Origin of the sequence: Streptomyces sp. NPDC050534 (assembly GCF_044457745.1) — a bacterium.
In the GTDB taxonomy this organism is placed as follows: Bacteria; Actinomycetota; Actinomycetes; order Streptomycetales; family Streptomycetaceae; genus Streptomyces.
This window is the reverse complement of sequence record NZ_JBITHF010000006.1, coordinates 350813-374089: the sequence shown is the minus strand read 5'-3', so window position 1 is coordinate 374089 and position 23277 is coordinate 350813. Positions and strand designations below refer to the sequence as shown.

At 71.7% G+C, this 23277-nt stretch carries 22 protein-coding genes; 14 read left to right on the top strand and 8 right to left on the bottom strand.

Annotation, left to right across the window (positions count from 1 at the left end; genetic code table 11):
* Window positions 1-24: 24 nt before the first annotated feature.
* The 3 genes from ACIBN2_RS21800 to ACIBN2_RS21790 are packed head-to-tail and all read right to left on the bottom strand — an operon-like array spanning window position 25 to window position 1820.
* On the bottom strand, window positions 25-765 hold the full coding sequence (locus tag ACIBN2_RS21800; protein ID WP_399136344.1) for a class I SAM-dependent DNA methyltransferase: 741 nt from the start codon (window positions 763-765) through the stop codon (window positions 25-27).
* 43 nt (window positions 766-808) lie between these two features.
* Window positions 809-1000: a DUF397 domain-containing protein gene (locus ACIBN2_RS21795; protein WP_399136342.1), complete on the bottom strand. Its 192-nt coding sequence runs from the start codon at window positions 998-1000 to the stop codon at window positions 809-811.
* Window positions 960-1820: a Scr1 family TA system antitoxin-like transcriptional regulator gene (locus ACIBN2_RS21790; protein ID WP_399136340.1), complete on the bottom strand. Its 861-nt coding sequence runs from the start codon at window positions 1818-1820 to the stop codon at window positions 960-962. The genes ACIBN2_RS21795 and ACIBN2_RS21790 overlap by 41 nt, the downstream gene beginning before the upstream one ends.
* Window positions 1821-1924: 104 nt before the next feature.
* Between ACIBN2_RS21790 and ACIBN2_RS21785 the strand changes: the two genes are divergently transcribed.
* From ACIBN2_RS21785 to ACIBN2_RS21750, 8 genes are all read left to right on the top strand, one after another.
* On the top strand, window positions 1925-2719 hold the full coding sequence (locus ACIBN2_RS21785; protein ID WP_399136338.1) for a TIGR03084 family metal-binding protein: 795 nt from the start codon (window positions 1925-1927) through the stop codon (window positions 2717-2719).
* Window positions 2716-4398 (top strand): acyclic terpene utilization AtuA family protein, encoded by a 1683-nt coding sequence (locus tag ACIBN2_RS21780; RefSeq protein ID WP_399136336.1) that lies wholly within the window; start codon window positions 2716-2718, stop codon window positions 4396-4398. The genes ACIBN2_RS21785 and ACIBN2_RS21780 overlap by 4 nt, the downstream gene beginning before the upstream one ends.
* Window positions 4399-4411: 13 nt before the next feature.
* Entirely contained in the window at window positions 4412-6010 is a 1599-nt protein-coding gene (locus ACIBN2_RS21775; RefSeq protein ID WP_399136335.1) for an acyl-CoA carboxylase subunit beta, read from the top strand.
* A 29-nt stretch (window positions 6011-6039) separates the two neighbouring features.
* The gene (locus tag ACIBN2_RS21770; protein WP_399136333.1) at window positions 6040-7947 is read left to right on the top strand and encodes a biotin carboxylase N-terminal domain-containing protein; all 1908 of its coding nucleotides are present in this window, start codon (window positions 6040-6042) and stop codon (window positions 7945-7947) included.
* A gap of 68 nt (window positions 7948-8015) precedes the next feature.
* Window positions 8016-9152 (top strand): acyl-CoA dehydrogenase family protein, encoded by a 1137-nt coding sequence (locus ACIBN2_RS21765; RefSeq protein WP_399136331.1) that lies wholly within the window; start codon window positions 8016-8018, stop codon window positions 9150-9152.
* A 20-nt stretch (window positions 9153-9172) separates the two neighbouring features.
* Complete coding sequence (locus ACIBN2_RS21760; protein ID WP_399136329.1) at window positions 9173-10750, top strand: 4-coumarate--CoA ligase family protein; 1578 nt, start codon at window positions 9173-9175, stop codon at window positions 10748-10750.
* Complete coding sequence (locus tag ACIBN2_RS21755; protein WP_399136327.1) at window positions 10747-11481, top strand: enoyl-CoA hydratase family protein; 735 nt, start codon at window positions 10747-10749, stop codon at window positions 11479-11481. The genes ACIBN2_RS21760 and ACIBN2_RS21755 overlap by 4 nt, the downstream gene beginning before the upstream one ends.
* Before the next feature lie 129 nt (window positions 11482-11610).
* The gene (locus tag ACIBN2_RS21750; protein WP_399136325.1) at window positions 11611-12234 is read left to right on the top strand and encodes a TetR/AcrR family transcriptional regulator; all 624 of its coding nucleotides are present in this window, start codon (window positions 11611-11613) and stop codon (window positions 12232-12234) included.
* Here the strand turns inward: ACIBN2_RS21750 and pdxH are convergent.
* Entirely contained in the window at window positions 12224-12892 is a 669-nt protein-coding gene (pdxH, locus tag ACIBN2_RS21745; RefSeq protein ID WP_399136323.1) for a pyridoxamine 5'-phosphate oxidase, read from the bottom strand. The genes ACIBN2_RS21750 and pdxH overlap by 11 nt on opposite strands.
* A gap of 268 nt (window positions 12893-13160) precedes the next feature.
* Between pdxH and ACIBN2_RS21740 the strand changes: the two genes are divergently transcribed.
* From ACIBN2_RS21740 to ACIBN2_RS21725, 4 genes are all read left to right on the top strand, one after another.
* Window positions 13161-14261: a citrate synthase 2 gene (locus ACIBN2_RS21740; RefSeq protein ID WP_399136321.1), complete on the top strand. Its 1101-nt coding sequence runs from the start codon at window positions 13161-13163 to the stop codon at window positions 14259-14261.
* A gap of 319 nt (window positions 14262-14580) precedes the next feature.
* Window positions 14581-14979, top strand: coding sequence for a RidA family protein (locus ACIBN2_RS21735; protein ID WP_399136319.1), 399 nt, complete (start codon window positions 14581-14583; stop codon window positions 14977-14979).
* Window positions 14980-14986: 7 nt separating this feature from the next.
* Window positions 14987-15424 (top strand): GNAT family N-acetyltransferase, encoded by a 438-nt coding sequence (locus tag ACIBN2_RS21730; protein WP_399136318.1) that lies wholly within the window; start codon window positions 14987-14989, stop codon window positions 15422-15424.
* Between the two features lie 133 nt (window positions 15425-15557).
* Window positions 15558-16967, top strand: a complete 1410-nt coding sequence (locus ACIBN2_RS21725; protein ID WP_399136316.1) for a PAS domain-containing protein — start codon at window positions 15558-15560, stop codon at window positions 16965-16967.
* A gap of 24 nt (window positions 16968-16991) precedes the next feature.
* Here the strand turns inward: ACIBN2_RS21725 and ACIBN2_RS21720 are convergent, their stop codons facing one another.
* Window positions 16992-17747 (bottom strand): SIS domain-containing protein, encoded by a 756-nt coding sequence (locus ACIBN2_RS21720; RefSeq protein ID WP_399136314.1) that lies wholly within the window; start codon window positions 17745-17747, stop codon window positions 16992-16994.
* 228 nt (window positions 17748-17975) lie between these two features.
* On the opposite strand from ACIBN2_RS21720, the gene ACIBN2_RS21715 reads away from it, so the two are divergent.
* Window positions 17976-18668 carry a metal-dependent transcriptional regulator gene (locus ACIBN2_RS21715; RefSeq protein WP_399136312.1) on the top strand — a complete coding sequence of 231 codons (693 nt, stop codon included), beginning with the start codon at window positions 17976-17978 and terminating at the stop codon, window positions 18666-18668.
* Window positions 18669-19187: 519 nt separating this feature from the next.
* Window positions 19188-20072 carry an alpha/beta fold hydrolase gene (locus ACIBN2_RS21710; protein WP_399136310.1) on the top strand — a complete coding sequence of 295 codons (885 nt, stop codon included), beginning with the start codon at window positions 19188-19190 and terminating at the stop codon, window positions 20070-20072.
* Between the two features lie 103 nt (window positions 20073-20175).
* Here ACIBN2_RS21710 and ACIBN2_RS21705 read toward each other — a convergent pair whose 3' ends face one another.
* From ACIBN2_RS21705 to ACIBN2_RS21695, 3 genes are read right to left on the bottom strand one after another with little or no spacing between them, the layout of a single operon-like run.
* A complete protein-coding gene (locus ACIBN2_RS21705; protein WP_399136308.1) occupies window positions 20176-21777 on the bottom strand; it encodes a transporter in 1602 nt (533 codons plus the stop codon).
* Window positions 21774-22565, bottom strand: coding sequence for an ABC transporter ATP-binding protein (locus tag ACIBN2_RS21700; protein ID WP_399136306.1), 792 nt, complete (start codon window positions 22563-22565; stop codon window positions 21774-21776). Before ACIBN2_RS21700 ends, ACIBN2_RS21705 begins: the two co-directional genes overlap by 4 nt.
* Window positions 22566-22602: 37 nt before the next feature.
* Window positions 22603-23256 (bottom strand): bifunctional DNA primase/polymerase, encoded by a 654-nt coding sequence (locus ACIBN2_RS21695; protein WP_399136304.1) that lies wholly within the window; start codon window positions 23254-23256, stop codon window positions 22603-22605.
* Between the last annotated feature and the right edge of the window lie 21 nt (window positions 23257-23277).

Genomic DNA, 23277 nt, shown 5'->3' with positions numbered 1-23277 from the left:
GCCGGGCGGGGCGGCGCCGGCGGCTCAGTCGGCCGGCTTCTCCCAGACCGACACGTGCTGCCGGCTCTCACCGGTGAAGGGCTCCCGGGTCCAACTGTCCCACCGGTGGACCAGCCGCATCCCGGCCAGCCGGGCCATGAGGTCGAGTTCGGACGGCCAGACGTAGCGGAACGGGACGGCGAGGTACTCGGTGCGGCCGTCCTTCACCCGGACATGGTGCGAGGTCATCGCCTGCGTCGCCACGTCGTACTCGTCGAAGCCCAGGCGGCCCTCGCTCACGTGGAACGGCACGGCGTTCTGCCCGGGCGGCAGGCGCCGCAGATCGGGAACCCCGACCTCGACGACGAAGCGGCCACCGGGCTCCAGATGGCCCGCGACATTGCGGAAGCAGTCGACCTGGGAGTCCTGGGTGGTGAGGTTCGAGATCGTGTTGAAGACCAGGTAGGCGAGCGAGAACCCGCCGTCCACCTCGGCCGTCGCGAAGTCCCCGATGGTCACGCCGATCGCGTCACCGCCGGGCTTGGCCCGCAGCCGCTCCACCATCGCGCGGGACATGTCGATCCCGTGCACCTCGACTCCGCGGGCCGACAGGGGCAACGCGATCCGCCCCGTACCGACGCCCAGTTCAAGGGCCCGCCCGCCCCCGGCCAACTCCGCCAGCAGGTCTACGGCCGGCCCCACGACCTCCGCCGCGAACATCTCGGCCGACGACTCGTCGTACCCCGCGGCAACGGGCTCTCCGAAGTAACCGTCTTCATCGATCACCGGAGGACCGTACTGCCGGCTGCGGGCCGGCGCGTCCGATTTTTCAGCGGAGGGCGCGCAGGAACACGGAGAAGGCACCGGAGGAGACGGTGACCACGCCTCCGGCGGGATGCTTGGAGTCCCGGATGGCTATGCGGGGACGGAGGTCGGCGACCTCGACGCAATCGCCTCCGGTGTCGCCGCTGTACGAGGACTTACGCCACTGCGCGTCTATCAGGGCCGGATCGGTTCCCATATCGTTCCTCCATCACGCGGGCGATCAGGGTGGCTGAATCCCTTGGGGGAAGCGCCGCAGCCTGTAGATGATCGTAACGGGCGGAACCCTCCCTGATAGCGGGCGGATTGGCCGTCATGTGCCCCTGGACGAAGTCCTCGGTGTAGACGATGGCCGGGTCGTTTTCGAAGCGCAGCAAGTTGAACGAGCCCATCAGCCCCGTGTGCGCACCCGCCTCGAACGGAAGCACCTGGATGTCCAGCCACCTGCGCTGTTGCAGGGTCAACAGATGGGCCAGCTGATCCCGCATGACCTCGCGGCCGCCCACCTCCTGATGCAGTGCCGCCTCGCTCAGCACCACCCACGTCACCGGCGGTTCAGGCCTGTCCAGGATGCGCTGACGATCCAGCCGTGCGGCCACCAGGGCGTCGGCGGTGCTTTCCTCGCGGACTCCTAGCAGCGCCTGCGCGTAGGCTCGCGTCTGGAGAAGCCCGTAGACCACCTGTGCTTGATAGACGGAGATGTACGCCGCCCTCGCCTCCATCTCCGCATACGGCTGAAACCAGCTCGGCAACTGGCTGCGCAGCACCAACCCCACCAGACGCGAGAACGTCCCGTCCGTCCCCAGTGCCGCATCCACCCGCTCGGAGAACTCCCGCGTGGGCACCCGCACCGTTGTCTCGATCTGGCCGATCAGGGACCCCGTGCAGAACACGATCGAACCGAGCGCCTGCTGGGTCAGGCCCGCTGCCTCGCGCGCCCGCCGCAGCTCGTAGCCGTAGTAGTCCAGGGGAGACCCGCTGGGATCAAGTTCGCGAATATGCACGGCCACCACCTCCACTCACTGAGCGTAGCCATACGACTGCGCACAGGTGACAGCCTGTGGAAAAACAAATTAATGCAAGCACGCTTGATTGTTTCTGGTGCCGCTGCCATGCTCGCCCCATGGCTGACCCGACGCCCGTGATCGACGATCTCTGCGCGGAGAGCGAGGAACTCGACCGCATCGTGGCCGAGTTGAGCCCGGAGCAGTGGGCGCTCGCGACCCCCGCACCCGGCTGGACCGTCGCGCACCAGATCGCGCACCTCGCCTGGACCGACCACCACTCCGTGTTGGCCGTGACGGACCAGGACGCCTTCTCCCGCGAGGTCGAGAAGGCGCTCGCCCAGCCCGGCGACTTCGTGGACAACGGCGCGGCGGAGGGCGCCGCCAAACCGCCCGCGCGGCTGCTCGCGGACTGGCGCGCCGGGCGCACGGCGCTCGCCGACGCGCTGCGGGCCGCGCCGGACGGCGCCCGATTCCCCTGGTACGGCCCGCCCATGGCCACCGCCTCCATGGCCACCGCCCGCCTCATGGAGACCTGGGCCCACGGGGGAGACGTGGCGGAGGCGCTGGGCGTGGAGCGCACCCCCACCGACCGGCTCCGGCACATCGTCCGGCTCGGCGTCCGTACCCGCGACTTCGCCTTCGGCGTGCGCGGACTGCCCGTGCCGTTCGAGGAGTTCAGGGTCGAACTGGCGGCTCCTTCAGGTGAGTTGTGGGTGTACGGGCCCGAGGACGCCGACAACCGCGTCACCGGCCCCGCCCTCGACTTCTGCCTCCTGGTCACCCAGCGCGCCCACCGGTCCGACCTCGCCCTCGAAGCCGTGGGTGAGGACGCCGACCAGTGGCTGGACATCGCCCAGGCCTTCGCCGGGCCTCCGGGTGATGGCCGTCCGCCGAAGGGAGGCACCGCATGACGCCCCTGCGCATCGGCAACGCCTCCGGCTTCTACGGCGACCGCTTCGACGCCATGCGCGAGATGCTCACCGGCGGCGAACTCGACGTCCTGACCGGCGACTACCTCGCCGAGCTGACCATGCTGATCCTGGGACGGGACCGGCTGAAGGATCCCGCCGCCGGCTACGCCCGCACCTTCCTGCGCCAGCTGGAGGAGTGCCTCGGGCTCGCCCAGGAGCGCGGCGTCCGCCTCGTCACCAACGCCGGCGGCCTCAATCCGTCCGGACTCGCCGACGCCGTGAGGAAGCTGGCCGACCGCCTCGGCGTCCCCGTCCGCGTCGCGCACGTCGAGGGCGACGACCTCACCGCCGCCCACCCGGGCAGCCTCGCCGCCCACGCCTACCTCGGCGGGTTCGGGATCGCCGAGTGCCTGCGGGCGGGCGCGGACGTCGTCGTCACCGGCCGGGTCACGGACGCGGCGCTGGTCACCGGGCCCGCCGCCGCGCACTTCGGCTGGCAGCCGGGGGAGTACGACCGGCTCGCGGGGGCCGTCGTCGCCGGGCACGTCCTGGAGTGCGGGACGCAGGCCACCGGCGGCAACTACGCGTTCTTCAAGGAGCGGGCGGGCGACGTCCGACGGCCCGGTTTCCCACTCGCCGAGGTCCACGAGGACGGCAGCTGCGTCATCACCAAACACCCCGGCACCGGCGGCTTCGTCGACGTCGGCACGGTGACCGCGCAGCTCCTGTACGAGACCGGCGGCGCCCGGTACGCCGGCCCCGACGTCACCGCCCGCCTCGACACGATCCGGCTCACCCAGGACGGGCCCGACCGCGTCCGCATCGACGGCGTACGCGGCGAGGCCCCGCCGCCGACCCTCAAGGTCGGCCTCAACCGGCTCGGCGGCTTCCGCAACGAGGTCGCCTTCGTCCTCACCGGCCTCGACATCGAGGCCAAGGCGGCGCTCGTGCGCGAGCAGATGACGGATGCGCTCGCCAAGTCGCCGCCTGCCGAGGTGCGTTGGGACCTCGTCCGCACCGACAAGTCCGACGCCGAGACCGAGGAGACCGCGAGTGCCGTGCTCCGGCTCGTCGTACGGGATGCGGACCAGGCGGTCGTCGGCCGGCCGCTGAGCGGGGCCGCCATCGAGCTGGCGCTGGCCGGCTACCCCGGCTTCCACGTGCTCGCGCCACCCGGAAAGGGCGCGCCCTACGGGGTCTTCGACGCCGTGTACGTCCCCCAGGGCGAGGTCGGGCACGAAGCCGTGCTCGACGACGGGCGACGGATTCCCGTACCGCCGGCCCACGACAGCCTCGTACTCGAAGACCTGCCGGAGCCGGAAGCGCCCGAGCCGCTGCCGCAACCGCGTACCCGCCGCGTGCCTCTCGGCCTCGTCGCGGGCGCCCGCAGCGGGGACAAGGGCGGGAACGCCAACGTCGGGGTGTGGGTGCGGTCCGACGAGGCCTGGCGATGGCTGGTGCACACCCTGACCGTCGACCGTTTCCGTGAACTGCTTCCGGAGACGGCCGAGTTGGGCGTCGAACGGCATGTCCTGCCGAATCTGCGCGCGCTGAACTTCGTCGTCGAGGGCATCCTCGGCGCGGGCGTCGCCGCCCAGCACCGCTTCGACCCGCAGGCCAAGGCGCTCGGCGAATGGCTGCGCTCCCGCCATCTGGACATCCCGGAGGACCTGCTTTGAGGGAGGACCTGCTGTGACGGTGATCAACTCGGGCCTGGACACGGCCGGTTCCGACTACCGGGCCAACCGCGAGACCATGCTCGAAAAGCTCGCCGACCTCGACGCCGAGCACGCCAAGGCGCTCGCCGGCGGCGGCGAGAAGTACGTCGAGCGGCACCGGGGGCGGGGCAAGCTGCTCGCCCGCGAGCGCATCGAGCTGCTCCTCGACCCGGACACGCCGTTCCTGGAGCTGTCGCCGCTCGCCGCCTGGGGGAGCGACTACGCCGTGGGCGCCTCGCTCGTCACCGGCATCGGGGTCGTCGAGGGCGTGGAGTGCCTGATCACGGCCAACGACCCGACCGTCCGCGGCGGCGCAAGCAACCCCTGGTCGCTGAAGAAGGCCCTGCGCGCGAACGACATCGCGCTCGCCAACCGGCTGCCCTGCATCAGCCTGGTGGAGTCGGGAGGCGCCGATCTGCCGTCCCAGAAGGAGATCTTCATCCCGGGCGGCGCCATCTTCCGCGACCTGACCCGGCTCTCCGCCGCCGGAATCCCCACCGTCGCCGTCGTCTTCGGGAACTCGACCGCCGGAGGCGCGTACATCCCCGGCATGTCCGACCACGTGATCATGGTCAAGGAGCGCGCGAAGGTCTTCCTCGGCGGTCCGCCCCTGGTCAAGATGGCGACCGGCGAGGAGAGCGACGACGAGTCGCTGGGCGGCGCCGAGATGCACGCGCGCGTGTCGGGCCTCGCGGACTACTTCGCCGTGGACGAGCCGGACGCCCTGCGGCAGGCGCGGCGGGTCGTGGCCCGCCTCAACCATCGCAAGGCGTACGAGGATCCGGGGCCCGCCGCACCCCCCAAGTACGACGAGGAGGAGCTGCTCGGCATCGTCCCCGGGGACCTCAAGATCCCCTTCGACCCGCGCGAGGTGATCGCCCGGATCGTCGACGCCTCCGACTTCGACGAGTTCAAGCCGATGTACGGGACCAGCCTCACCACGGGGTGGGCCGCCCTGCACGGCTATCCCGTCGGAATCCTCGCCAACGCCCAGGGGGTGCTCTTCAGCGAGGAGTCGCAGAAGGCCGCCCAGTTCATCCAGCTCGCCAACCAGCGCGACATCCCGCTGCTCTTCCTGCACAACACCACCGGCTACATGGTCGGCAAGGAGTACGAGCAGGGCGGCATCATCAAGCACGGCGCGATGATGATCAACGCGGTCAGCAACAGCCGGGTCCCGCACCTGTCGGTGCTGATGGGCGCCTCGTACGGCGCCGGTCACTACGGCATGTGCGGGCGGGCCTACGACCCGCGCTTCCTGTTCGCGTGGCCCAGCGCCAAGTCGGCCGTCATGGGCCCGCAGCAGCTCGCCGGCGTCCTGTCGATCGTGGCCCGCCAGTCGGCGGCCGCGAAGGGCCGGCCGTACGACGACGAGGCGGACGCCGGGCTGCGCGCCATGGTGGAGCAGCAGATCGAGTCCGAGTCGCTGCCGAAGTTCCTGTCCGGGCGGCTGTACGACGACGGCGTCATCGACCCGCGCGACACCCGCACCGTCCTCGGCCTGTGCCTGTCGGCCGTCCACACGGCGCCCTACGAGGGCGCGCGCGGCGGCTTCGGCGTCTTCCGGATGTGAGGGGTCACGTGATGACAACAGGAGCTTCTGTGATCACTTCAGTGCTCGTCGCCAACCGCGGCGAGATCGCCTGCCGGATCTTCCGGACCTGCCGGGAGCTGGGCATCCGGACCGTCGCCGTGCACTCGGACGCCGACGAGAACGCGCTCCACGCGCGCGTGGCCGACACGGCCGTACGGCTGCCGGGCGCCGCGCCCACGGAGACGTATCTGCGCGGCGACCTGATCGTGAAGGCGGCCGTCGCCGCCGGGGCGGACGCCGTCCACCCCGGCTACGGCTTCCTCTCCGAGAACGCCGACTTCGCGCGCGCCGTGATCGACGCCGGGCTGGTGTGGATCGGCCCGCCGCCCGAGGCGATCGAGGCGATGGCGTCCAAGACCCGGGCCAAGCAGCTGATGGGCATCCCGTCCCTGGACCGGGACCGGGTCACCGAGTCCGACCTGCCGGTACTGGTGAAGGCCGCCGCGGGCGGCGGCGGGCGCGGCATGCGCATCGTGCGCCGCCTCGCCGACCTCGACGGGGCGCTGGAGGGCGCCCGCGCCGAGGCCGCGAGCGCCTTCGGCGACGGCGCGGTCTTCGTCGAGCCCTACGTGGAGGGCGGCCGGCACGTCGAGGTGCAGGTCCTCGCCGACACCCACGGCACGGTGTGGGCGCTGGGCACCCGCGACTGCTCCCTGCAACGGCGCCACCAGAAGGTGATCGAGGAGGCGCCCGCGCCCGGCCTCTCCGACGAGCTCAGGGACGAACTGCACTCGCTTGCGGTACGCGCCGCCCGCGCCGTCGACTACGTCGGAGCCGGAACCGTCGAGTTCCTCGTCTCCTCGGCGGGCAGCGCCCACTTCCTGGAGATGAACACCCGCCTCCAGGTCGAACACCCCGTCACGGAAGCGGTGTTCGGCCTCGACCTGGTGGCCGAGCAGATCCGCGTCGCCGAAGGCCACGCTCTCGAATCCGGTCCTCCACGCGCGCGTGGCCATGCGATCGAGGCCCGCCTGTACGCCGAGGACCCGGCGGCGGACTGGGCCCCGCAGACCGGCACCCTGCACCGCCTCACCGTCCCCGGCGACGTCCGCCTGGACACCGGCTACGGCGACGGCGACGGCATCGGCGTCCACTACGACCCCATGCTCGCCAAGGTGATCGCCCACGCCCCCACGCGCGCGGAGGCCGTCCGCAGGCTGTCGGGCGCCCTGGAACGGGCCACGATCCACGGCCCGGTCACCAACCGCGACCTCCTCGTCCGCTCCCTGCGGCACAAGGAGTTCACCGGCGCCGGCATGGACACGGGCTTCTACGACCGCCACCTCGCCGAACTGACCGCCCCGGACCCGGACCCGTACGCCCACCCGTCTCCCGCCACCGCCCTCAACGGAGTCGCTGCGCGACCACCTCTAGTTGCACTCGCCGCGGCCCTCGCCGACGCACAGACCCGCGTCTCCCGCTTCGGCGGCTACCGCAACCTGCCCTCCCAGCCGCAGGTGAAGCGGTACACGACGGCGGGCGAGGAGCACGAGGTCAGCTACCGGCACACCCGGGCGGGCCTGGAGGCGGACGGCGTACGGGTGGTGCGGGCCACGCCCGGCCTCGTCGTCCTCGAAGCGGACGGCGTGCAGCGGAGGTTCGAGGTCACGCGGTACGGCGACCAGGTGTACGTCAACGCCACCGCCCTGACCGCCCTGCCCCGCTTCTCCGACCCCACCGCCCAGCACGCCCCCGGCACCCTGCTGGCCCCCATGCCCGGCACCGTCGTGAAGATCGCCGACGGCCTGGCCGCGGGGGCGGCCGTACAGGCCGGAGAGCCCCTGCTGTGGCTGGAGGCCATGAAGATGCAGCACAAGATCGCGGCGCCGGCCACCGGCACGCTGAGCGCCCTGCATGTCGTGCCCGGCCAGCAGGTCACGGTCGGTTCCTTGCTGGCGGTGGTGCAGGAGACCTAGGGGCGCGGGGCTGTATTCATTTGCGGCCACCGCCGCGCGAGCGCGGCCAGCCACGACGAAGGAGTCACATGTCCACGATCGAAACCGCGGAGCACAAAGCCCTCCGCTCGGCCGTCGCCGCCCTCGGCAAACGCCACGGCCGCGACTACGACCGCGAAGCCCTCTGGGCCGAGGCCGCCAAGCTCGGCTACCTCGGCGTCAACCTGCCGGAGGCATACGGCGGTGGAGGCGGCGGCATCGCCGAACTCTCCATCGTGCTGGAGGAGCTGGGCGCGGCCGGCTGCCCCCTGCTGATGATGATCGTGTCCCCGGCGATCTGCGGCACCGTCATCGCCCGCTTCGGCACCGAGAGCCAGCAGCAGGCGTGGCTGCCGGGCCTCGCCGACGGCACCCGCACCATGGCCTTCGGCATCACCGAACCCGACGCCGGCTCCAACTCCCACCGCATCACCACCACCGCCCGCCGCGACCCCGACACCGGCGACTGGCTGCTCACCGGCCGCAAGGTCTTCATCTCCGGCGTCGACATCGCGGACGCCACCCTCATCGTCGGCCGCACCGCGGACGCCCGCACCGGCAACCTCAAGCCGTGCCTGTTCATCGTCCCGCGCGACGCCGAGGGCTTCACCCGGCGCGCCATCGACATGGAACTCGGCGCCGTGGAGAAGCAGTTCGAGCTGACCCTCGACGACGTCCGGCTGCCCGCCGACGCCCTCGTAGGCGACGAGGACGCGGGCCTGCTGCAGCTCTTCGCCGGACTCAACCCCGAACGCATCATGACGGCCGCCTTCGCGATCGGCATGGGCCGCTACGCCCTCTCCCGCGCCATCGAGTACGCGCGCGACCGCCAGGTCTGGAAGACCCCCATCGGCGCCCACCAGGCCATCGCACACCCCCTCGCGCAGGCGCACATCGACCTCGAACTCGCCCGCCTGATGATGCAGAAGGCCGCCCACCTCTACGACGCCGGGGACGACATCGGCGCAGGTGAGGCCGCCAACATGGCCAAATACGCGGCGGGCGAGGCGTGCGTGCGGGCGGTCGACCAGTCCGTGCACACCCTCGGCGGCAACGGCCTCACCCGCGAATTCGGGCTCGCATCGTTGATAACCGCATCACGCGTGGCTCGTATTGCTCCGGTGAGCCGGGAGATGATTCTCAACTACGTCTCCCACCAGACCCTGGGTCTGCCCAAGTCGTACTAGGCCGCCGCCTTGGAGGAACCGTGTTCCGCAGCGAGTACGCCGACGTCCCGCCCGTCGAACTCCCCATCCACGAGGCGGTCCTGGGCCGGGCCGCCGAATTCGGAGACGCGCCCGCCCTGATCGACGGGACCGACGGCACCACCCTGTCGTACGAACAACTCGACCGCTTCCACCGGCGCATCGCCGCCGCGCTCGCCGAGGCGGGCGTACGCAAAGGCGACGTGCTGGCCCTGCACAGCCCCAACACCGTCGCCTTCCCGACCGCCTTCTACGCCGCCACGCGCGCGGGTGCCGCCGTCACCACCGTGCACCCGCTGGCCACCGCCGAGGAGTTCGGCAAGCAGCTCAAGGACTCGTCGGCCCGGTGGATCATCACCGTGTCGCCGCTGCTGGACACCGCCCGCCGGGCGGCCGAACTCGCGGGCGGCGTCGAGGAGATCTTCGTCTGCGACAGCGCGCCCGGACACCGGTCGCTGATCGACATGCTGGCCTCCGCCGCCCCCGAGCCGCAGGTCGCCATCGACCCCGCCGAGGACGTCGCCGCCCTGCCGTACTCCTCCGGCACCACCGGCATCCCCAAGGGCGTGATGCTCACTCACCGCCAGATCGCCACCAACCTCGCCCAGCTCGAACCGCTCATCCCGGCAGGCCCCGGCGACCGCATCCTCGCCGTCCTGCCCTTCTTCCACATCTACGGCCTCACCGCCCTGATGAACGCACCCCTCAGGCAGGGCGCCACGGTCGTCGTGCTGCCGCGCTTCGAGCTGGAGACCTTCCTCGCGGCCATCCAGAACCACCGCATCACCGGCCTGTTCGTGGCCCCGCCCATCGTCCTGGCCCTCGCCAAGCACCCGCTGGTCGCCCAGTACGACCTGTCGTCGCTGACCCACATCGTCAGCGCCGCCGCGCCCCTGGACGCCGCCCTCGCCGCCGCCTGCTCCCACCGCCTCGGCCTGCCGCCCGTCGGCCAGGCCTACGGCATGACCGAGCTGTCGCCCGGCACCCACGTCGTACCGCTGGAGGCCATGCGCGACGCGCCGCCCGGAACCGTCGGCAAGCTCATCGCCGGCACCGAGATGCGCATCGTCTCCCTCGACGACCCCGACAAGGACCTCCCCGCAGGCGAGTCCGGCGAGATCCTCATCCGCGGCCCCCAGGTCATGAAGGGCTACCTCGGCCGCCCCGACGCCACCGCCCAGATGATCGACCCCGACGGCTGGCTGCACACCGGGGACGTCGGCCATGTCGACGACGACGGCTGGCTGTTCGTCGTCGACCGGGTCAAGGAACTCATCAAGTACAAGGGCTTCCAGGTGGCCCCCGCCGAACTCGAGGCCCTCCTGCTGACCCACCCCGGCATCGCCGACGCCGCCGTCATCGGCGTCTACAACGAGGACCACAACGAAGTCCCGCACGCGTACGTGGTGCGCCAGCCGAACGCGGCCGGCCTCTCCGAGTCAGAGGTCATGATGTACGTCGCCGAACGCGTCTCCCCCTACAAGCGCGTCCGCCAGGTCACCTTCATCGACGGCATCCCACGGGCCGCCTCCGGGAAGATCCTGCGCCGCGAACTGCGGGCCCTGAAGGAGCAGACGTGACCCTGATCGGACGCACGCGCGCACGTGGCGTCGAGACACTCAGCCTCGACTCCACGGCCAACCGCAACGCGCTCTCGGCGGCACTCGTGGGAGAGCTCGCCGACGCGCTGACGGACTGCGCCAAGGACGGCGACGTACGCGCGATCGTCCTCACCCACACCGGCAACACCTTCAGCGCGGGCGCCGACCTGCGCGACCCGCCGCACCCGGACGCCCTCGTGGGCGTGCTCCGGCAGATCGTCGCCCTGCCCAAACCCGTCGTCGCCCGGGTCACCGGGCACGTACGGGCGGGCGGTCTCGGCCTGCTCGCGGCGTGCGACATCGCGGCGGCCTCCGGCACCTCGACCTTCGCCTTCACCGAGGTCCGGATCGGGGTTGCCCCCGCGGTGATCTCGCTGCCCCTGCTGCCCCGCACCGACCCCCGGGCGCTGGCCCGCTACTACCTCACCGGCGAGCGCTTCGACGCCGCCGAGGCCGCCCGCATCGGCCTGGTGACGGTCGCAGGCGAGGACGTCGACGAAGCCCTGGCCCCGATCCTCGACGGTCTGCGCCGGTCCGCCCCTCAGGGGCTGGCCGAGACGAAACAGCTGCTCACGGCTAAGGTGCTCGAGACATTCGACCGTGACGCGGCCGATCTCACCGCGCTCTCGGCCCGGCTGTTCGCCTCCCCGCAGGCCCGCGAGGGGATGACCGCCTTCCTGGAACGACGGGACCCGACGTGGGTCCTGTGAGACCGGACGCGATGAGACCCGACGCGATGAGACCCGACGCGATGAGACCCGACGCGATGAGACCGGACGCGATGAGACCAGACGCGATGAGATCGGACGATGCGCGATGGACGCTGTGAGACGGCTGCCATGACCTCGGTCGACCGCGTGCCCAAGCAGGACCGCAGCCGGGCCACCCGGCAGCGGCTCCTGGAGGCCGCCGTGGCCTGCCTCGCCGAGCGCGGCTGGGCGGGCTCCACGGTCTCCGTCGTGGCCGAACGCGCCGGCGTCTCCCGCGGCGCCGCCCAGCACCACTTCCCGACCCGCGAGGACCTCTTCACCGCAGCCGTCGAGTACGTCGCCGAGGAACGCTCCACGGCGATGCGCGCCCTCTTCCCCCACGGCGCGTCCGGCGACCGGCGAGCCGTGGTCACCGCCCTCGTCGACCTCTACACGGGCCCCCTGTTCCGGGCCGCCCTCCACCTGTGGGTCGCCGCCTCCAACGAGGAGCAGCTGCGCCCCCGCGTCACCGAACTCGAGGCCCGCGTCGGCCGCGAGACCCACCGCATAGCCGTCGACCTCCTGGCCGCCGACGAGTCCCGCCACGGCGTCCGCGAAACCGTCCAGGGCCTCCTGGACATGGCCCGCGGCCTCGGCCTCGCGAACCTGCTCACGGACGACGGCGGGCGACGGGAGCGGGTGGTGGCGCAGTGGGCGTCGTTGCTGGACGAGGTGCTCGGCCGAGACGGGCCCGGGGAGGACCTCAGGGACTGAGCCGCTCCAGCCGCCAGCCGCCGGCCGCCTGTGCCACGTAGCGCAACCGGTCGTGCAGCCGGTTCTCGCGGCCCTGCCAGAACTCCACCGACTCCGGAGCGACCCGGAAGCCGCCCCAGTGCGGCGGGACCGGGACCTTCTCACCCTCGGGGTAGCGGTCGGCCAGCTCGGCGTACGCGGCGTCGAGTTCCGCGCGGCCGGCGATCACGCTCGACTGCGCGCTGGCCCAGGCACCGAGCTGCGACCCGTGCGGGCGGGTGCGGAAGTAGGCGGCCGTCTCGTCGCGGCCGGTGCGGCGGGCGACGCCCGAGACGATGACCTGGCGGGCCATCGGGTGCCAGGGGAAGAGCAGCGAGACGTACGGGTTCTCCGCGAGGTCGGCGGCCTTGCGGGAGCCGTAGTTGGTGTAGAAGACGAAGCCCCGCTCGTCGAAGCTCTTCAGCAGCACGGTGCGCGAGCTGGGGCGGCCCTCCGCGTTCGCCGTGGAGACGACCATGGCGTTCGGCTCGAAGAGGTGGGCCTCGGTCGCGGCCTGCTCGAACCAGCTGGCGAACTGGGCCACCGGGGTCGCGGGCAGGTCGGTCTCGGCGAGACCCTCGGCCCGGTACTGCCTGCGCATCGCGGCGGGGTCGAAGGGGACGGCGTCTCGGTCGGTCACGCGGTCATCTTGCCGTATGCGCGCGTGCCGTCCCGCGGGGTGTCCGTCATGATGGGAGAGTCGTACGTGGCACTCAGTGCCGCGAAGTCTCCCCAAAACTGGCACTCGGAGATATCGTGCTGGTCCGTTCTGGTTGAGCGACCAGCCGCACGGGGCATCACACCCGTGGCCACCCAGGACCACGAGTCGCACGAGCGGCCGGGGATCCGGCGGCGGGCCGCCCTTTGAGTCGTGCATATCCGCCGTACACATCACGAGGAGCCGCCTGATGTCCGACTTCGTACCCGGACTCGAGGGAGTCGTCGCGTTCGAGACGGAGATCGCCGAACCGGACAAGGAGGGCGGCGCCCTTCGCTACCGCGGCGTCGACATCGAGGACCTGGTCGGTCACGTCTCGTTCGGCAACGTCTGGGGGCTGCTCGTCGACGGCGCCTTCAACCCCGGCCTGCCGCCCGCCGAACCGTTCCCGATCCCCGTGCACTCCGGCGACATCCGCGTCGACGTGCAGTCGGCGCTGGCCATGCTGGCGCCGGTGTGGGGCCTGAAACCACTGCTGGACATCGACGCCGATCAGGCCCGCGCGGACCTGGCCAGAGCGGCCGTCATGGCGCTCTCCTACGTCGCCCAGTCCGCCCGCGGCCAGGGCCGGCCCATGGTCCCGCAGCGGGAGATCGACAAGGCCCACTCGATCACCGAGCGCTTCATGATCCGCTGGCGCGGCGAGCCCGACCCCAAGCACGTCGCGGCCGTCGACGCCTACTGGACCTCCGCCGCCGAGCACGGCATGAACGCCTCCACCTTCACGGCGCGGGTGATCGCGTCGACCGGCGCGGACGTCGCCGCCGCGCTCTCCGGCGCAGTAGGAGCGATGTCCGGGCCGCTGCACGGCGGCGCACCCTCGCGCGTGCTCGGCATGATCGAGGAGATCGAGCGGACCGGGGACGCCGAGGCATACGTGAAGCAGGCACTGGACAGGGGCGAGCGCCTGATGGGCTTCGGGCACCGCGTCTACCGCGCCGAGGACCCCCGCGCGCGCGTGCTGCGGCGCACGGCCCGCGAGCTGGGCGCGCCGCGCTTCCAGGTGGCCGAGGCGCTGGAGAAGGCGGCTCTGGAGGAGCTGCACGCCCGCCGCCCGGACCGGGTCCTCGCGACCAACGTCGAGTTCTGGGCGGCGATCGTCCTCGACTTCGCCGAGGTCCCGGCCCACATGTTCACGTCCATGTTCACCTGCGCCCGCACGGCCGGCTGGTCGGCGCACATCCTGGAGCAGAAGCGGACGGGACGGCTGGTGCGGCCGTCGGCCCGGTATGTGGGTCCGTCGTCGCGGAGTCCGCAGGAGATCGAGGGGTACGAGGACATCGCCCGCTGAGCGATGCGAACCCCTGGCAACGCAGACGACCCGCGAGCTCGGGTTCCCCTGCCTCACGGCGGGGGAGCCGGCCGGACGTACCGGCGAGCTCGCGGGTCGGGTGACTGCTGGGATTGGGCCGGCTGCACGTTTCTCTCACGTGCTGGTCCGGCACCGCACTGGATGTGGTGACGAGCCGCTAGCCCGCAGCCACCTCACGCGTCCGGTATTCATACATCTGCCGAACCACCTCCCTTCTCGTGTACGCCACACCCTAAGAACCGCTCCGCGCACGATCAACCTCTTTTTTGGCTCAGGCCCGTGACCTAGCGTTTCGCGCATGACGCAGCGACGCGCGATCCTCAGTGGGTCGACCTTCGAGGAGCAGATCGGGTACGCACGGGCCGTGGTGGACGGGGAGTGGGTGCATGTCTCCGGGACCACCGGGTTCGACTACACGACCATGACCATCTCCGACGACGTGGTCGAGCAGGCCGAGCAGTGCATATGGAACATCGGGACGGCGCTCACGGAGGCGGGGTGCGGCTTCGCCGATGTCGTGCGGGTGCGGTATCTGCTGCCCGAGCGGGACGACTTCGAGCCGTGCTGGCCGGTCCTGCGGAGGGTGTTCGGGGACGTGCGGCCGGCGGCGACGATGATGGTCGTCGGGCTCGCGGATCCCCGGATGAAGATCGAGATCGAGGTGTACGCGCGGCGCGGAGAGGGTCCTCGTGACTGAGCTCCGTATGGAGGCGGTGGCCGGGGAGGCCATGCTCGAGGAGTGGCGGCATGTGCACAACGTGATCGTGCCGCCCGCGGCGATGTCCCTCGACGAGGTGCGGGAGCGCGCCGGACGGTACCGGCTGGAGAACGCCTACGTCGGTGACGAGCTCGTCGGGTGTTCGACGGTGCGGCCGCCCGGGGGCGCGGACGCGGTGGCGACGGTCATCGCGCGCGTGCTGCCTGCATTCCGCGGGCGCGGGTTCGGGACGGCTCTCTACGAGAAAGGGCTCGAGTACGCGCGCGTGCAGGGGGCAGGCGTGATCGAGACGTGCGTTCTGGCGGTCAATGAGGACGGCCTGCGCTTTGCCGAAAAGCAGGGATTCGTCGAGGTCGAGCGGTATGTGCTGGACGGCGAGGACGACCTGTGGATTGATCTTCGGCTGGTGGACGCCGGATCATAGGAGTGGCGGGCGTTGCAACGATTCCTTCAATCTTGGGGAACTCGGTGTGTGCTGTGTCACGTTCAGGTTGGATGATTGCAAGTGAGCGAACCGACGCGCTGTTGGTGCGGACGCAGCTTGGCAGGGGGTCCAGGTGAGTGCTTCCCGGCGTAGTGGGACCACCGATGAGCTGGGGCCGGACGAGCCCGAGCCGGTAGGTCCGGTGGGCCCTGACGGCTCCGATCTGCTGGCCGCGCTGCTCGACGGAATGGACGCGGCACTGTGTGCCTTCGACGCCGGCGGTGTCGTGACCCACTGGAACCGCGAGGCCGAGCGGATTCTGGGATGGACCGCGGCCGAGGCCGTGGGCCGGCACGGGTTCGCCGGTTGGGCCGTGCGGGAGGCGGACGCCGCGGAGGTCGAGGAGCGGCTGATGTCCGCCATGGAGGCCCCCGGACGGCAGGTGCACGAGTTCGCGCTGCTGACGAAGGACGGCGGACGGGTGCTGGTGCGCACGCAGTCCGCCGCGGTGCGCGGGCCCGACGGCAAGCCCGCGGGCGTGTACTGCGCCTTCAGCGAGGTGCACGCGCAGATCGACCTGGAGCGGTCGATCGCGCTGAGCGAGGCGCTGTTCGAGGACGCGAGCTGGGGTGTGGTGCTGGTCGACGCCGACCTGCGGCCGGCCGTGGTGAACGCGCACGCCGCGCGTGCGCTCGGCATAGGGCGTACTTCCGCGCTGGGCCGCCCGCTGGGCGAGCTGCTCGCCCAGGGCGTGGAGGAGCTGGAGAGCGCGCTCACGCATGTGCTCGCGGAGGGTGCGCCGCCCGCGCCGGCCGAGATCTGGGTGAGTGTGCGGACGGCGGAGGGCGAGCAGCGGCGGTGCTGGCGCTGCGGCTTCGTACGGCTTGCCTCGCCGCTGGCGGAGGAGCCGGTGCCGCTGGGCGTCGCCTGGCTCTTCGTGGACGTGACCGCGGGCAAGCAGGGGGAGCAGGAGGCTGCGCAGCTGCGGTTCCGGGCGAATCAGCTGCACCGGGCGGCGCGTGCGGCCGCGGAGAGCGAGGATCCGCGGGAGGCGGCGACCGTCCATCTCGATTTCGCGCTCGCCGGGTTCGCCGACCACGCGCTGATCGACCGGGTCGCCGGTGGTGCCGTGGCCGACGGGGAGGGGGGCCCCGTACGGCTGGTGCGGGTCGCCGCGACGCCCTCCGGGGCGCCGGGGCCGAGCCTGCTCACCGGGCAGGCGGGGCTGCCGGTGCGGTATGCGCAGGGGCATCCGGCGCTGCAGTGCGTGGAGCGGACGGGGTCCGTGCGGGCGACCGTGGGCGCGGTGCCGGCCGAGCAGGCGCGGGAGTGGGCGGTGGCGCGGCAGTGGCCCGCGGACACGGTGCACGCGTTGTGCGCGGTGCTGCGGAGCCGCGGGCGTTCGTTCGGTGTCGTGACGTTTCTGCGCGGGGGTGGGCGGAGTCCCTTCGAGCGGTCCGACGCGGTGTACGCGGAGGACGTGGCCGTACGGATCGCGGCGGCGCTGGATCTGGCGGAGGTCCTGGGGCACGACAGGCCCTAGGACCCGCGTGCGTGCGGGTGGCGCTTACTGCTGGTAGAAGATCCGGTCGCCGTACTCCTTCATCACCTGGGCGTTCCACTCGTGGCCGCCGTCCACGTTGCCCGAACGCAGGAGCGGGGGCTCGATGCCGCGGGAGGCGAGGGCGCCGGCCGCCGTGGCCATGACCGACTGGAGGATCGCGCTGGTGACGACGGTGGACGCCGGGGCGAAGGGGGCCGGGACGGTGTCCAGGGTGAGGGTCGCGTCGCCGATGGCGATCTTGGAGTCCAGGACGATGTCGCAGTGGTCGCGCAGGTAGGTGCCCGAGGCGTGCCGGGAACGGGTCTCCGTCGCGTACGCCACCGAGGTCACGCCGATGACCTTCACACCCAGGTCGCGCGCCTTCATCGCCATCTCCACGGGGAGGGCGTTGCGGCCGGAGAGCGAGATGATCACCAGCGCGTCGCCGGCGCGCAGCGGGGAGCAGTCGAGCACCACGCTCGCGAGGCCGTCCACGCGCTCCAGGGCGGAGCCCAGCGTGGCGGGCCGGACGTCGACGCCGACGACGCCCGGCACGGTGAGCAGGTTCATCAGGGCGAGGCCGCCCGCGCGGTAGACGACGTCCTGCGCGGCGAGCGAGGAGTGCCCGGCGCCGAAGGCGAAGAGCCGTCCGCCCTCCGTGACCGTGTCGGCGAGCAGCGTTCCGGCCGCCGTGATGGACTCCGCCTCCTCGTCCCGGACCCGGCGCAGGAGGTCGATCGCGGCGTCGAAGAACTGGTCGGCCAGTTTGCCGTCGCTCATGCGGGCCCTTCCGGTAAGGCGTCGGGTGTCTGTGTCGCGGATCACCGTGCGGTCTGGACCAGTGCCGTGTCAATACGGTGGTGGGGGCCCTGTGGCGCACGGGGCGGGAGGCCCTGGTTTCAACGGCGCGGCACGGTTGTCAGTGGTATGCGTCAGAATTGGCTCCAGGGCCAGCGCACGCGCCGGGAAGCTGTCGTTGCTTCCGGCAGATCTCACCGAGGGGCATGTATGTCCGGACTGATCGACACCACGGAGATGTATCTCCGCACCATCCTCGAGCTGGAGGAGGAAGGTGTGGTGCCCATGCGGGCCCGGATCGCCGAGCGCCTGGACCAGAGCGGGCCGACCGTCAGCCAGACGGTGGCGCGGATGGAGCGTGACGGCCTGGTGTCCGTCGCCACCGACCGTCACCTGGAGCTCACGGACGAGGGGCGCCGGCTCGCCACGCGCGTGATGCGCAAGCACCGCCTCGCCGAGTGTCTGCTCGTCGATGTGATCGGTCTGGAGTGGGAGCAGGTGCACGCCGAGGCGTGCCGCTGGGAGCACGTGATGAGCGAGGCCGTGGAGCGGCGCGTGCTGGAGCTGCTGCGCCACCCGACCGAGTCGCCGTACGGCAACCCGATCCCGGGCCTGGAGGAGCTGGGCGAGAAGGACGGCGCCCTCCCGTTCCTGGACGAGGGCATGGTGTCGCTGGCGGACCTCGACCCGGGTGCCGACGGCAAGACGGTCGTGGTGCGCCGCATCGGCGAGCCGATCCAGACGGACGCGCAGCTGATGTACACGCTGCGGCGGGCGGGCGTGCAGCCCGGTTCGGTGGTCAGCGTGACGGAGTCGGCGGGCGGCGTGCTGGTGGGCAGCGGCGGTGAGGCGGCCGAGCTTGAGGCGGACGTGGCCTCCCACGTGTTCGTCGCCAAGCGCTGAGTCCGGCCGGCCCGCGGTCACTCGTCAACCTCCGTTGCCCCAAGGGAAATTGAGGTGCCGTGCGGATTTCGCGGCCATCGCTTCGAGGCCACGGACCGGTGGCCGAAATCGCAAGCGCCCGGACGTTTCGCGTGCAAGGCTGTCGCGTGAGGCATATGACCTGAGGGGGCGGGAGGATGTGCCGCAGACGTGTGGAGGGCCCCGGCGCCGCATGGCGCCGGGGCCTGTCCTCCCCTGTGCTGACCCGGAGCCCCGAGCTCCCAGGGTCATCCCCACGGACCGTTTTCCCCGAGCGGTCCGCTCCCCGCAGAAGATCTCCCCTCGGCGGCGGCGATCATGCCTTGGGGGAGGTCACTCGTACGAGGGGTGTTGCTCGCAGATACAGCATTTTCGAATAGTCATTCGATAGCCTGCGGTGGGCGGTCACGCGGGATGTGCGCTGGGGAGTGGCGCACAGGGACCGGTCATCCGCAGGCGACGGCAGGACGCGGTTCACGGAGCCAGGGGGGTACCAGAACCATGGCGCGACGCATCGACGTGACCGGGGCGGGCGGTGTACGCCTCGCGGCCTGGGAGTTCGGCGACCCGCCCAAGACCGACCCGGCGGACGGCACACCGGGCGAGGACACCCCGGGCGTGCTGTTATTGCACGGCCTGATGGGCCGCGCCTCGCACTGGGCCTCCACGGCCCGCTGGCTCTCCGAGCGGCACCGCGCGGTCGCGCTCGACCAGCGTGGTCACGGCCAGAGCGACAAGCCCCCGCGGGCCGCCTTCACGCGTGAGGCCTACGTCCAGGACGCCGAGGCCGCCCTGGAACAGCTCGGCCTCGCCCCGGCCGTCCTCATCGGCCACGCCATGGGCGCGCTGACCGCCTGGCAGCTGGCCGCGGCCCGGCCCGACCTGGTGCAGGGCGTGATCATCTGCGACATGCGGGCGTCGGCGCTGGGTGCCGCCTCGCAGCGGGAGTGGTCGGAGTGGTTCGAGGCGTGGCCGGTGCCGTTCGCCACGCTGGCCGACGTACGGAAGTGGTTCGGCGAGGACGATCCGTGGGTGGAGCGGCCCAACGCGGCGCGGGGGGAGTTCTACGCCGAGGTGATGCACGAGTCCGCCGACGGCTGGCGGCCGGTGTTCGTGCCCGATCAGATGCTGAAGTCGCGTGAGACGTGGGTGTACGACGCGCACTGGGAGGAGCTGGCGCAGGTGCGGTGCGCCGCGCTGGTGGTGCGGGGGCTGGACGGGGAGCTGGGGCGGGCCGAGGCGCAGGAGATGGTGCGGGTGCTGCCGCGGGGGGAGTATGCGGAGGTTGCCGATGCGGGGCATCTTGTGCATTACGACCAGCCGGAGGGATGGCGGGCCGCGATTGAGCCGTTTCTCGATGCGGTGCGGGGGGCTGGGGGCGCCTAGTGGGGTGGGGGCCCGTGTGTGTCGGCGGGTGCGGGTGCGTCGTGGTTTCTCGCGCCGTTCCCCGCGCCCCTGAAGACCTGCAGGTCCTTGTGTGCCGAAAAGGTCAGCCCTTGCTCACCGCCGTCAGGATCTCCGGCAGGCGGGACGCCGTGCGGGGGGCTGCCAGGCGGAGGCCGGACCAGGTGATCGTGGCACCGTAGGCGGCGCCCAGGGGGAGGAGGAGCCAGCCCCACTGGTCGCCGTTCTTCGCGATGTTGACCCAGATCGCCGCGACGATGACGGGGGAGCACAGCAGGGCCGCGGAGATCATGCCGCCCAGGATGGAGATCACGGCGAGGCCGGTCTGGCCGGGGGCGACGTTCTTGTAGCCCTCCTGCGGGATGGAGTACGGGAAGCGGGCGGAGGTCCAGGCGCCGGTCGCGAGCATCGCGCCGAGGAGGGCGAAGGAGAGGCCGAGCACCTCGGGCAGGCGGGGCCAGCCGCCGAGCATCGCGGTGGTCAGGACGGTGACGAGGGTCGCGTACGGCAGGGTGATCACCAGCAGGGCCAGGGCCCGCCCGCGCAGCTCGACGTAGGCGTCGTGCGGGGAGGAGATGGTCGTGGCGACCATCCAGAACGCGGAGGTGTCCTGCCCGAACTGGTTGTACATCTGGATGCCGAGCATCCCGGCGGCGAAGCACGCGAAGTAGATCGAGCCGGTGCCCTGCAGCGCGTTGAACACCGGCACGATGACGCCGATCGCCAGCGAGGTGACCCAGGCGGCCTTGGTCTTGGGATCGCGCCAGACGTAGCGCAGGCTGCGCTCCATGACCGTGCCGGTGCGGCCGGCCGGCAGCAGCCGGGCGAGGCCGCCGGCCGAGCGCCCACGGCCGACGGGCCGGTCGGTGGCGGCCTGGAGGGTGGAGCCGTCGGGGTAGGTCATCAACTTCGTCAGATGGCGCGACCATACGGCGATCAGCGCGAACAACGCGGCGGCGCTCAGGGCCAGTTGTGCGGCCGCGGCTCCGTACGAGCCCTCGCTCACCGAACGGACCGCACCGATCGCCGACGCCGGCGGCACCCATTCCAGTACGTCGGCCACCGGGTCGAGCTGCGAGAGTCCCGACGAACCCAGGTGCTGGGCGCCGAAGTTGACCAGCTGCGCCCCGATCGCGATGACCAGCCCGCTCAGCACCGCCAGATCACGGCCCTTGCGGCTGGTCAGCAGCCGGATGTTCGCGGCGGCGACGGCCCGCGCCAGGGCCACGCACACCAGCAGCGCGAGGACGACCGCCACGACGCCGACGGCGTACGCCGCGCCGCCGTGCGCGACCGCGACCACCGAACCGGTCAGCAGGAGCAGGGTGAACAGCGGCCCGATGCCCACCAGGGAGGCCGCGAGCAGAGCCCGCACCAGCGGCCGGGGCCGCAGCGGCAGCATCACCAGCCGGGTCGGGTCGAGGGTCTCGTCGCCGCTCGGGAAGAACAGCGGCATCACGGCCCAGCCCAGCGCCAGGACGGCCACCAGCAGCGTGACCACGGACAGGGCGTGCGCGTTCCCGCGCAGGGCGATCAGCCCCAGCAACTGCAGCGCCCCGAAGAGCACCACGACCACGGCCGACACGACGTAGGCGGCCCGCCGCCCGCCGGACTGCTTGAGGCCGTTGCGCAGCAGCGACAGCTTCAGCCGTACGACGACGGGGGTGATGTTCGCTTCGGTCGTCATCGTGCCCCGCCGCCCAGCCAGTCGAGGTTGGAGCCGGTGTCGCGGCCGCCCGCGCCGACGAGTTCGAGGAACGCCTGCTGGAGCGAGGCCGCCTCCCCGCGCACCTCGGTGAGGGTGCCCTGGGCGCGGATGCGGCCGGCGGCCAGGACGGCCACCCAGTCGCACAGGGACTCCACGAGCTCCATGACGTGGGAGGAGAAGACGACGGTGGCGCCCGAGGCGGTGTACCGCTCGAGCACCCCGCGGATGATCTGGGCGGACACCGGGTCGACGCCCTCGAACGGCTCGTCCAGGAAGAGCACTTCGGGATTGTGGAGGAGCGCGGCCGCGAGGCCGATCTTCTTGCGCATGCCCGTCGAGTAGTCGACGACGAGCTTGTGCTGGGCGCCGGCCAGGTCGAGCACGTCGAGCAGCTGGGTGGCCCGCTTGTCGACCTCGGCGCCGGGCAGTCCGCGCAACCGCCCGCTGTAGCCGAGGAGTTCACGTCCGGAGAGCCGTTCGAAGAGCCGGAGCCCCTCCGGCAGCACCCCGATCCGTGCCTTCACCGCCGCGGGGTCCTGCCACACGTCGTGCCCGACGACCTCCACGCTCCCCTGATCGGGCCGCAGCAACCCCGTCACCATGGAGAGAGTGGTGGTCTTCCCGGCACCGTTGGGCCCGACCAGCCCGATGAACTTCCCCGCCGGCAGGTCGAGATCGATCCCGGCGACGGCGACCTGCTGCCCGAACCGCTTCCAGAGCCCTCGCACGCGCACGGCGGCGATCCCGACCTCGTTTCCCTCTGTCATGCGGGAAACCCTAGGGGGTCGTCGCCGGGCGGGAGGATCAGCGGTCGCGTCCGCAGGCGTAGGCGAGGGGGGAGATCAGCTCCTCGGCGTCGGGCAGCCAGCGGTTGGCGGGGGTCGGGCGGCAGGCCCACTGCACGGCGCCGCGCGAGCCGAAGCGGGTGGGCGGCGCGGCCACGTACGCCCCCTCGCCGAGCGCGACCAGGTCCAGCGAGGCCGGCGACCAGCCCAGCTTGCGCACCAGTTCCGGCACCTTCACGGCCGCGCCGGGCAGGACGAAGAAGTGCATGCGCCGGTTCGGGGTGACCGTCACGGGGCCGAGCGTCAACTCCATGCGCTCCATGCGCGCGAGGGCCAGGAAGCCCGCGCTCTCCGCCACCTCGATCGCGTCGAACGTACGGCCCGTCGGCAGCAGGATCGACGCCGTCGGCTGCTTCTGCCACATCCGGCGGGCGACGGTCGCGCTGCCCGTGGCCAGCGTCGCCCAGTCCTCGCGCGCCGGATGCGCGCCGGGCACGGCGCACGCGGGCTCGGAGCAGGAGCAGTGCTGCACCCCGTCGACGGCCTCGAGCCAGGTGCCGGGGAAGACGTCCCAGTGGCGCTCCTCGGCGTAGCGTACGGCGGTCTCCAGCAGCGAATCGCCGCGCTGCTTCGGAATCTGAGCGGCTTCGGTTCCCGCGATCGTCTCTTCCACGATGAACTCAACTCCCGCACC

Bases quoted from the DNA above. Each gene is read 5' to 3' on its own strand.
- ACIBN2_RS21795 (WP_399136342.1), bottom strand. From the start codon at position 1,000: ATGGGAACCGATCCGGCCCTGATAGACGCGCAGTGGCGTAAGTCCTCG.
- ACIBN2_RS21785 (WP_399136338.1), top strand. From the start codon at position 1,925: ATGGCTGACCCGACGCCCGTGATCGACGATCTCTGCGCGGAGAGCGAG.
- ACIBN2_RS21780 (WP_399136336.1), top strand. From the start codon at position 2,716: ATGACGCCCCTGCGCATCGGCAACGCCTCCGGCTTCTACGGCGACCGC.
- ACIBN2_RS21765 (WP_399136331.1), top strand. From the start codon at position 8,016: ATGTCCACGATCGAAACCGCGGAGCACAAAGCCCTCCGCTCGGCCGTC.
- ACIBN2_RS21750 (WP_399136325.1), top strand. From the start codon at position 11,611: ATGACCTCGGTCGACCGCGTGCCCAAGCAGGACCGCAGCCGGGCCACC.
- ACIBN2_RS21740 (WP_399136321.1), top strand. From the start codon at position 13,161: ATGTCCGACTTCGTACCCGGACTCGAGGGAGTCGTCGCGTTCGAGACG.
- ACIBN2_RS21735 (WP_399136319.1), top strand. From the start codon at position 14,581: ATGACGCAGCGACGCGCGATCCTCAGTGGGTCGACCTTCGAGGAGCAG.
- ACIBN2_RS21730 (WP_399136318.1), top strand. From the start codon at position 14,987: ATGGAGGCGGTGGCCGGGGAGGCCATGCTCGAGGAGTGGCGGCATGTG.
- ACIBN2_RS21720 (WP_399136314.1), bottom strand. From the start codon at position 17,747: ATGAGCGACGGCAAACTGGCCGACCAGTTCTTCGACGCCGCGATCGAC.
- ACIBN2_RS21715 (WP_399136312.1), top strand. From the start codon at position 17,976: ATGTCCGGACTGATCGACACCACGGAGATGTATCTCCGCACCATCCTC.
- ACIBN2_RS21710 (WP_399136310.1), top strand. From the start codon at position 19,188: ATGGCGCGACGCATCGACGTGACCGGGGCGGGCGGTGTACGCCTCGCG.
- ACIBN2_RS21705 (WP_399136308.1), bottom strand. From the start codon at position 21,777: ATGACGACCGAAGCGAACATCACCCCCGTCGTCGTACGGCTGAAGCTG.
- ACIBN2_RS21700 (WP_399136306.1), bottom strand. From the start codon at position 22,565: ATGACAGAGGGAAACGAGGTCGGGATCGCCGCCGTGCGCGTGCGAGGG.